The organism is Mameliella sp. MMSF_3455 (genome assembly GCF_030733205.1).
In the GTDB taxonomy this organism is placed as follows: Bacteria; Pseudomonadota; Alphaproteobacteria; order Rhodobacterales; family Rhodobacteraceae; genus Antarctobacter.
This window is the reverse complement of sequence record NZ_JASHJL010000035.1, coordinates 43,372-52,431: the sequence shown is the minus strand read 5'-3', so window position 1 is coordinate 52,431 and position 9,060 is coordinate 43,372. Positions and strand designations below refer to the sequence as shown.

Annotated in this window: 7 protein-coding genes and 1 pseudogene; 4 read left to right on the top strand and 4 right to left on the bottom strand. The window is 66.3% G+C overall.

What is annotated here, in order from left to right:
* A pseudogene (locus RBB42_RS20925) lies at nt 1-915 on the bottom strand (hypothetical protein); the annotation flags it as partial.
* A gap of 185 nt (nt 916-1,100) precedes the next feature.
* Between RBB42_RS20925 and RBB42_RS20920 the strand changes: the two are divergent.
* A complete protein-coding gene (locus RBB42_RS20920; RefSeq protein ID WP_305971511.1) occupies nt 1,101-1,790 on the top strand; it encodes an SIMPL domain-containing protein in 690 nt (229 codons plus the stop codon).
* 78 nt (nt 1,791-1,868) lie between these two features.
* Here RBB42_RS20920 and RBB42_RS20915 read toward each other — a convergent pair whose 3' ends face one another.
* Nucleotides 1,869-3,164 carry an O-acetylhomoserine aminocarboxypropyltransferase/cysteine synthase family protein gene (locus RBB42_RS20915; protein WP_305971510.1) on the bottom strand — a complete coding sequence of 432 codons (1,296 nt, stop codon included), beginning with the start codon at nt 3,162-3,164 and terminating at the stop codon, nt 1,869-1,871.
* Nucleotides 3,165-3,414: 250 nt separating this feature from the next.
* Here RBB42_RS20915 and RBB42_RS20910 point away from each other — a divergent pair, with 250 nt between their 5' ends.
* On the top strand, nt 3,415-5,037 hold the full coding sequence (locus tag RBB42_RS20910) for a thiamine pyrophosphate-binding protein (RefSeq protein WP_305971509.1): 1,623 nt from the start codon (nt 3,415-3,417) through the stop codon (nt 5,035-5,037).
* Nucleotides 5,038-5,118: 81 nt separating this feature from the next.
* Nucleotides 5,119-6,033: a haloalkane dehalogenase gene (locus tag RBB42_RS20905; RefSeq protein ID WP_305971508.1), complete on the top strand. Its 915-nt coding sequence runs from the start codon at nt 5,119-5,121 to the stop codon at nt 6,031-6,033.
* 4 nt (nt 6,034-6,037) lie between these two features.
* On the opposite strand, the gene RBB42_RS20900 is transcribed toward RBB42_RS20905, so the two are convergent.
* Nucleotides 6,038-7,198, bottom strand: a complete 1,161-nt coding sequence (locus RBB42_RS20900) for a WD40/YVTN/BNR-like repeat-containing protein (RefSeq protein WP_305971507.1) — start codon at nt 7,196-7,198, stop codon at nt 6,038-6,040.
* A gap of 67 nt (nt 7,199-7,265) precedes the next feature.
* The gene (locus RBB42_RS20895; RefSeq protein ID WP_305971506.1) at nt 7,266-8,267 is read right to left on the bottom strand and encodes a GT-B fold glycosyltransferase domain-containing protein; all 1,002 of its coding nucleotides are present in this window, start codon (nt 8,265-8,267) and stop codon (nt 7,266-7,268) included.
* Between the two features lie 98 nt (nt 8,268-8,365).
* Between RBB42_RS20895 and RBB42_RS20890 the strand changes: the two genes are divergently transcribed.
* Nucleotides 8,366-8,953, top strand: coding sequence for a hypothetical protein (locus RBB42_RS20890; protein ID WP_305971505.1), 588 nt, complete (start codon nt 8,366-8,368; stop codon nt 8,951-8,953).
* The last annotated feature ends 107 nt before the right edge of the window (nt 8,954-9,060 follow it).

Here is a 9,060-nt window from a genome sequence, read left to right as displayed (position 1 = left end):
GATCTTGGGCGCCGCCGGAACCGATGGCTCTGCTCCGGTCACTTTGGGTGCCGGAGCCTTACGGGGCTGATCACCGGGGGCCGGAGCAGGCGTTGGGGCCGGGTTTCTCGGCGCCGGGCTCTTCGAGGCTGGCGCTTCGGCGGCCGTGTCTGTGGCGGCCGCCTCGGGGGGCGCCGGTTGCGCGCTCTCGACCGGTGTCGGGGCCGCGGACTGCGGAGCGGCGGGCTTCGCATCCGGCTTGTGCGCTTCGGGTTGCGCAGGTTCGGATTGCGCGGGTTCGGGGTGTGCAGGTTTGGCCGGGGGCGTCTCCGGCTTTTCTGCCTGCGGTTTCGGCGCGGCAGCGGCAAAGAGGTCGGGCTTGGGCAAGGGCTGCAACGCGGCCTCGTCGGCCTCGACGATGCGGATGGCCCGCGCCGGGCGCGAGGCGGCTTTGCTCCACCCCTTGGCCTTGCCGAAGAAAACCGCCGAGTCGAAGGCCCCCTCGGGCGCCTGTGCCATGAAGCTGACCGGGTCGAACCCGTGTTCGACCGCGAAGCTCTGCGCTTCGTCCAGTGTTTCGATCGCGACCGCGGCGATCTGCAGGCGCCCGTCGGTCACGACGTAGTCGTATTTCAGCTCGTTCACGGCATAGGGCGTCGCGCCGTCCAGCGAGGCGCGGATCGCGAGGTCGCGCGCCGTCTCGTCACCGCCCAGGTCTGGCTGGTCGAGGTAGCGGATCTGCTCGTTCGGGATGATCAGGGCCACCTGTGCGCCGCTCGGATCCAGGCTTTCGGCCCGGTCGCGCAAGGCAATCACGCGGGAATCGAAATCCGGATGATCGAGCGGAACATCGTCGATCCGGGCCCATCGGGGGCCCATGCGCCTGAGCAGGGCGATGCCTTCGAAAGAGAGCGAGAGCGCGAAATTTGGTATCATGAAGCGTGTCTTATCAGGCCATCCCTGCCTGCGGGAGTCCTAAGGCAGTGCCTAAAATATATAGGGCAACTCTTTGCCGAAGAAAAGAAAGCGGCTGTTGCCCTCTTGCCGATTTCCCCCTCTCGCGAGACAGTCAGCGCAGATTCCGGCTGATTGTGAGGTATTTTATGCGAATTTCAGCATTCTTGACGATACTGGCCCTCGCGCTGCCCTTGGGCGTGCCGCATGCGGCATCGGCGGAAGGCCGCCTGTCCGTGTCGGGAGAGGCCCGCATCGCCGCGGTGCCCGACATGGCGACGATATCGCTGGGCGCCACGGGGCGCGGCAAGACAGCTGTCGAGGCAATGAACGCAACCTCGACGGCGGTGGATGCAATCCTGTCCCGCCTCAAGGGGCTCGGGATCGAGGCGCGCGACATCCAGACCACCCAGCTGCGCGTCAACGAGCAGACCCGATGGGACCGCGATCGCAACGAGGACGTCTTTGTCGGCTACTACGCCACCAACACCGTCCGCGTGCGTATCCGTGACATGGACGGGATCGGCGCGCTGTTGTCGGCGGTCCTGGATGACGGTGCAAACCAGTTGCAAAGCCTGACCTTCGGTGTTCAGGAACCGCGCGAAGTCGAGGACGAGGCGCGCCGCCGCGCGGTCGCCGATGCCATCGCCAAGGCCGAGCTTTATGCCGATGCCGCTGGCGTGACCCTGGGCCCGGTGCTGGAACTGCGCGACACTGCCGAACCGCTGGTTCGTTCCACCGCCGGACCGGAACCGATGGTCGTGGAAGAGGCACCGGCTGCCCGCGACGTGCCGGTGGCCGCCGGAGAGATCGAGGTGCGGGCCGAGGTCACGATGGTCTTTTCCGTCAGCGAGTGAGGCGGTTTCCCGTCCCTGAAAATCAAGAGGTCGCCGCAGTTGCCCTGCGGCGGCCGTTTTTGTTCATGCCGATCCGGTTCAGGCAGAGGCCTTGTTCAGCGCCTGGTCGAGGTCGGCGATCAGGTCGTCCGCATCCTCGATCCCGATCGAGATCCGCACCACGTTCGGTGCCGCGCCCGCGGCAATCTGCTGTTCCTCGGTCAGCTGGCGATGGGTGGTCGAGGCCGAGTGGATCACCAGGCTGCGGGTATCGCCCAGGTTCGCGACGTGCGAGAAGATTTCCAGCGAGTCCACGAACTTGACGCAGGCGTCATAGCCGCCTTTCAGCGCAACGGTGAACAGGCCACCCGCGCCTTTGGGGCAGATCCGGCTGGCGCGCTCCTTGTAGGGAGAGGACTCCAGCCCGGCATAGGTCACGCCCTCGACGGCGGCGTGCCCTTCCAGCCAGGAAGCGATCTTTTCGGCGTTCTCGACATGACGCGCCATGCGCAGGCTCAGCGTCTCGATCCCCATCAGCGTGTAATGTGCCGCTTGCGGGTTCAGCGTCATGCCAAGGTCGCGCAGGCCCACGGCGATCCCGTGAAAGGTGAAGGCCAGCGGGCCGAAGGTCTCGTGGAATTTCAGCCCGTGGTAGGCCGGTTCCGGGGCGGAGAGCGAGGGGAACTTGTCGCTGGCGGACCAGTCGAAGTTGCCGGAATCCACCACGACGCCGCCGGTGACGGTGCCGTTGCCGGTCAGGAACTTGGTCATCGAATGCACCACCAGTGTCGCGCCATGTTCGATGGGGCGGCAGAGGTAGGGCGTCGCCGAGGTGTTGTCGACGATCAGCGGCAGGCCCGCCTTGTCGGCGATCTTGGCCAGCGCGTCGATGTCGGTGATGTAGCCGCCCGGGTTGGCGATCGACTCGCAGAATACCGCGCGGGTGTCGTCGTCGATGGCGGCCTCGACGGCGGCAAGGTCATCGGTATCGACGAATTTCGCTGACCAGCCAAAGCGCTTGATGGTCTGGCTGAACTGGGTGATCGAGCCGCCGTAAAGGCGCGTCGAAACCACCACGTTGCACCCCGGCGCCATCAGCGGGAACAGCGCCATGATCTGCGCCGCGTGCCCCGAGGAACAGCAGACCGCCCCGGCGCCGCCTTCCAGAACCGCGACGCGTTCCTGCAGCGCGGCAACCGTCGGGTTGGTCAGTCGCGAGTAGATGTAGCCCACTTCCTGCAGGTTGAAGAGCGCGGCGGCATGTTCGGCATCGCGGAACACATAGGCCGTGGTCTGGTAGATCGGCACCTGCCGCGCGCCGGTGGCCGGGTCGGGCCGGGCGCCGGCGTGAATCTGCAACGTGTCAAAGCCGAAGCTGGGCGCGTCTTGGGTCATTCAATGGTCTCCCTTCCATGTGTCGGGCACAGGAGTAAGCGATTGCCGGGCCGGGGGCCAGTTTCTTCGCGGCCCCGGATGCGTTCTGCGGATCTTTGATGCCATGACTGCCGCGCATGCGGGATTCGCGCATGGTTACCTTTCCTGAAGTGGATCGGGTGCAAAATCCGTAACTGTGACGCCGGATTCGCGTGAAACCCGCATCTTCTCTCCGGTATCCAGTCCGGGACAGACACAGGAGAGCCGCGCGATGACCGAACAGATGCATGTCCACCAGTCCATTGCCCGCGCCGTGGGCGATCACGGCATTACCACGATGTTCGGCCTGATGGGGGACGCCAATCTCTTCATGGTCGACAGTTTCGTGCGCGACTGCGGCGGGCGCTTTGTGCCCGCGGCGCATGAGGGCAGTTCGGTCCTGATGGCCCTGTCCTATGCCCATGTCTCGGGACAGGTGGGCGTGGCCTCTGTCACCCATGGTCCCGCGCTGACCAATTGCACCACCGCGCTGACAGAGGGGGTGCGGGGCCATATCCCGATGGTGCTGCTGGCGGGCGATACGCCGGTGTCCAACCCGCGCCACCTGCAGGGCATCGACCAGCGCGAGCTGGTCAAATCCACCGGCGCCGGTTTCGTGCAATTGCGCGCACCGGAAACCGCTGGCGCCGACGTGGCCCGCGCCTTTTACCGCGCGCAGGTGGAACGCCGTCCCATCGTACTCAACATGCCCGCCGATTTCATGTGGCAGGAGGTGGCGCATGACTGCCGCCCGCTCAGCGTCTTTACCAACCCGGGCGGCGTGGCCGAAGGTGACACGCTGGATCAGGCCATCGGCATGATCGCCTCGGCCCGCCGTCCGATCATCCTGGCCGGGGGCGGGGCCGTGGGGGCGCGCGATACCCTGATCCGGCTGGCCGACCGGCTGGAGGCACCGCTGGCCACCACGCTCAAGGCGAAGGGCCTGTTCAACGATCACCCCTACAACATGGACATTTTCGGCACACTCTCGACCCCCGCCGCCTATGACCTGATCGCGAAATCCGATTGCATCGTCTGTTTCGGCACCGGCCTGCATGAGTTTACCTCCGATCGCGGCAAGCTGATGAAGGACAAGCGCATCGTGCAGGTGGACATCGAGGCCACCGCCATCGGCGGCAGCATCCACCCCGACGCGGCGCTGGTGGCTGACGCGGGTTTGACCGCCGAAACCATACTGTATTGGCTGGACGAGGCCGAAATCCCCGGCAGCGGTTTCACCAGGGAACTGGACGGTGAGGCGCTGACCGCGCATCCGCTGGGCACCGACAGGACGGCGCCGGGATGCGTCAACTACGTCCACGCGCTCGACAGGCTGGAACAGGCTCTGCCCAAGGACCGGGTGCTGGTCACCGATGGTGGCCGCTTCATGACAGAGGTCTGGTGCCGGATTTCCGCGCCCGATCCGCGCAGCTTCGTGGTGACGGCGAATTTCGGCTCCATCGGGCTGGGCCTGCAAGAGGCCATCGGCGCGGGGCTGGCCGTGCCGGACCGGCCCGTCGTCATGTTCACCGGCGATGGCGGATTCATGATGGGCGGTATCAATGAATTCAACACCGCCGTGCGGCTGGGGCTGGATCTGATCGTGATCCTCGCCAATGACTCTGCCTATGGCGCCGAGCACATCCAGTTCCTCGACCGCAAGATGGACCCCAGCCTGACCGAGTTCGACTGGCCCTCTTTCGCAGAGGTCGCCACCGCCTTGGGCGGGCAGGGAATCGAGGTGCGCTCTGCGGATGATCTGGAACTGGCGCTTTCGACGCTCGATACCCGGACCAAGCCGGTGCTGATCGATCTGCGGCTGGACCCGAACGACGTGCCGCGCATGCGTATCTGAGGGCGATGGCCCCGGCGTTGACGGCGTTGACAGGGCAGGCCCCGGCGGGGTCTGCTTTTGATATTCCGGGGGAGAACCGACATGCCGACGCCTGATGCCATCCGCACGCCAGAGGACCGATTTGCCGATCTGCCCGATTTTCCGTGGCAGCCAAGGTATCGCGACGATCTGAAGGGGTATGAGGGGCTGCGCATGGCGCGCATCGACGAAGGTCCCGAGGATGCGTCTGTCTTTCTCTGCCTGCATGGTCAACCGGCGTGGAGCTTTCTCTACCGTCACATGATCCCCGTCTTCCTCGACACCGGCGCGCGGGTTGTCGCCCCGGACCTCTTCGGCTTTGGCCGATCCGACAAGCCGGTCGAGGATGCGGTCTACACGTTCAACTTTCATCGCCATAGCCTGATTGCCCTGATCGAGGCGCTGGACCTGCGGCGGATCACGCTAGTCGTGCAGGACTGGGGCGGCATTCTGGGCCTTACGATTCCGCCGGACATGGCCGACCGGTTCGACAGGCTGCTGGTCATGGACACGGTTCTGGGACTCGGCGGTGGCAGCACCGAGGGCTTCGACGCCTGGCGCCGCATGCATGGCGAAGATCCGGATTACGACATGGCCACGCTGTTCCAGCAGTATGTCCCCGGCATGAGCGAGCGCGTCGCCGCCGCCTATGCCGCGCCGTTTCCGGATGCCCGCTACCGCGCCGGTGCCCGCCGCTTTCCCTTCCTCGTCATGACAGAACCGCACATGGAAGGGGTCGAGATCTCGAAACGCGCCGCGCGCTGGTGGTCGTCAGAGTTCAGGGGTGACAGCTTCATGGCCGTTGGCGAACAGGACAAGCTGATCCCGCCCTGGCTGATGCAGCGGATGCACGAGATCCTCGGGATCTCGCGCCCTCCGCTGATGCTGCCTGACGCCGGGCATTTCGTGCAGGAAACCCACGGCACGCAGGTCGCGCGCGCGGCGCTTGCGGCCTGGGCCGAAGACCGCGACGGCTGACCGGTCAGGCCGCCGTCACGGTTTCCACGCAAAGCACCGTGGGCAGGTGGCGGGCGATCTCGGACCAGCTGTCCCCTTCATCGAAGGAGGCAAAGACAGAGCCCGAGTTGGTGCCGAAATAGACCCCCGGTGCCTCCGCCCGGTCGGTGGCCATCGCCTGACGCAGCACGGTGAAAAAGCAGTTTTCCGCGGGCAGCCCCTCGCGGCATGCCTCCCAGGTGTCGCCGCCGTCGCGGGAGCGCCAGACAGCCGCCTTGCCCTCGGGCGGGAACCGCCCGGCGCTGTCGCCGTTCAGGGGCAGGGTCCAGAGCGTCCGCGGCTGACCGGGATGCACCGCGATGGGAAATCCGAATGTCGACGGCAGGCCCGCCGTGATGTCGTCCCAGCTGCGTCCGCCATCCGACGACCGCCAGACCCCGTGGTGGTTCTGCTGGTACAAAAGGTCGGGGTCGCCCGGTGCGCGGACCATGTTGTGCACGCAATGCCCGGTCTCACCGTCCTTGGGGCCTGCCGGGTGATGCACATGCCCGCAGGCCTCGGCGTTGGACAGGCGATTGCGCCGTTCCCAGCTGCCGCCCGCGTCCTCTGTCGCAAAGACCCCGGCGGCGGAGATCCCCAGCCACATCTTGTCCGCGTCCTGCGGGCTGCCCACGATCGTGTGCAGCGTCAGCCCAGCACCGCCCGGCTGCCAGCTGTCGGCAGAGGGGTGATCGGTCAGGCTCTCGACTGCTACCCAGGTGTCGCCCGCGTCCTCGCTGACGAACAGCGTGGCGGGCTTGGCTCCGGCATAGAGCTTGCCGCCCACCTGGCCCAGCGACCAGATCGCCTCGACCCGGCCGGTGAACTCTGCCGGGGGCTTTGGCTCGGAGCCGAAAAAGGCGGCGGTTTCGGGGTCGTTGCGGATCCATTCGTCGACGGTTCCATCGGCCAGTTTGACCAAGTCCCAGCTTGCGCCGCCATCGACAGAGCGCCAGACCCCGGCGCCAGACCATTCGCCGCCGCCCCCGGCCCAGAGCGTGCCGGTCTCGGCGTTGCCGATGGCATGGTTGATGGCCCAGCCATCGCAAAGCGGTCCCCTGACCGACCAATCCGCTCGTGCCGCATCCGATTGCAGCAGGAACAAGCCTTTGCTGGTGCCCACCAGCACCGTGATTGCCTGTGACATGACAGCCCCTCCTGAACGCAGGGGCAGGGTAACATGGACGGCGCCATGGGAGAGCGGAATTCTGCGCTCAGCGCATCCAGAAGCCTTCGCGCTTGATGCGGTTGCGGATGGCCTGTTCCTTGCGGGGCAGGTTGCCGCGGTCGAAAAGCGTGCGCACCTTCTGGCCGCGGCCCTGGTAGATCATCCGCTTGAAGGGCTCATGCCCCTTGAGCACCTTCTTGATGCGATTCGGCGCGGCCACCTCTTCCAGCACTTCGACCACCTTGTCGCTTTCGCGGGCATAGAGCAGGGGCAATAGCCGGTAGTGACAGGTCACGTCCCCGTCCAGAAGCCCCGGCGGCAGCGTGTCGCGCCCGCCACCCAGCCCGTGGATCACCAGCGGCAGCACAACCTGGTCCAACCAGGGGTCGAGGCTCTGGCAGGCGAGTTCCGGCGGCGGATCATCCCGCACCGACAGCGCGTAGTCGCGAAACCTGTGCCCGAAGACACGGGGGCAGCGGTAAAAGAAGAAGCCGGCGTTGAAATAGAGATATCGCCGCCAGTATTCGTCCGGTTGCGTGAGGTCGAGGCTGCTGGCGAAGTCCAGCCCGAACCGGTCATAGAGCGATTTCCAGATCTGCGTGTAGCCGGGTCCGTACAGTTCGATCTGCGGCCAGGTGCCCTCGCGCCGCAGCGACGCCGTGGGGCGGTCGAAATCGAAAGGCACATGATCCAGCCGGTCGAGGATCAGCGTGTCGGTGTCGAAAAAGACGAAGGGCGTGCCCTCGGGCAGGACCTCCAGCGCCTCGATCTTGTTGCCATGGGGGTAGGTGGCGCCGAAATGCCGGCTGTCAAAGCGGCGGATCTCGGCGCCCAGATCCTCCAGCAGGGCGCGGATCTCTGGTTGGTGGATGCCGGGATCGCCGGGCCAGAGCGGGCCGGGGGCGGGTTCCGCGACGATCAGGCGAAAGCCCGGGCCGCCCCGTGCCGTGAGCGATGCGGCAAAGAGCGCGGCCTCGTAGGAGAGCCGCCCGGCCTGGGCCACGATGAGTACATTTACGGTTTGAGGCGCCGCGCCCTCGCGTGTCATGATGATCCTGCCCAATGCCTGTCGCGCGCAACTATAGGCGTGCCGGACGGGCGCCGGAAGTCGCAAGGCCCCGGGGAGTTTTTTGAAGGAAATACCTGATGTTCGATCTTGTTCTTCTTGTCATTGCCGTTGCCAGCGGGGCGCCGGGCGACACGGCCCGCCTGGAAACCGCCGAGGCCCCGCCCGCCGCCGCAATCACCGAGGCGCCGTTGGCCCCCAGGGCCGAAACCGACGAGGCGCGGCCCTTCTCCTCGGAGGCGCCGCCGCCCAGTGCCGAGGCCGACCCGGCGCCGCCGCCCGAGCTGCCCTATGCCGCCGAACAGCAGGTGCCCTCGGGCAAGTTCACCACCGCTGTCGAGGTCAAGCCGATCCTGAACGCCACCCGGTCGAACTGGATCGCGGTGCGCGAGTTCAATGGCCAGGACCTGGTCTATGTCACGCACCTCTGGTCTTGGCGCTGCGGGCTGGTGGCCGTCCACATCGGCATCAACGGCGCCGAACCCGAGCCCTGGCCGCTGCCTGACTGCAACGAGGACAGTCCCGCACCCAATGCCATGCCTGCGGACGCATTGCCCTATCGGGCCTTTCCGCTGAACTCGGTCGAGGAGATGACGGTGGAGCTGATCTACGACGACCTGAGCATCGACCGGGCGACCTTCAACCGGACGGGGGCCTTGATCCCCTGACGGGTCGGGAGCGGGACTCGCGGCCCCTTGCGGGTCCGCATCGCCCGCCCACCGACCCGTCATGGATGCGCTGACGCGCGTGTTTCCGCTCAAGGCTCACCAGGGAA

Coding starts and splice junctions, on each gene's coding strand:
- RBB42_RS20915 (WP_305971510.1), bottom strand. CDS start 3,164: ATGACCCAAGACGCGCCCAGCTTCGGCTTTGACACGTTGCAGATTCAC.
- RBB42_RS20910 (WP_305971509.1), top strand. CDS start 3,415: ATGACCGAACAGATGCATGTCCACCAGTCCATTGCCCGCGCCGTGGGC.
- RBB42_RS20905 (WP_305971508.1), top strand. CDS start 5,119: ATGCCGACGCCTGATGCCATCCGCACGCCAGAGGACCGATTTGCCGAT.
- RBB42_RS20900 (WP_305971507.1), bottom strand. CDS start 7,198: ATGTCACAGGCAATCACGGTGCTGGTGGGCACCAGCAAAGGCTTGTTC.
- RBB42_RS20895 (WP_305971506.1), bottom strand. CDS start 8,267: ATGACACGCGAGGGCGCGGCGCCTCAAACCGTAAATGTACTCATCGTG.
- RBB42_RS20890 (WP_305971505.1), top strand. CDS start 8,366: ATGTTCGATCTTGTTCTTCTTGTCATTGCCGTTGCCAGCGGGGCGCCG.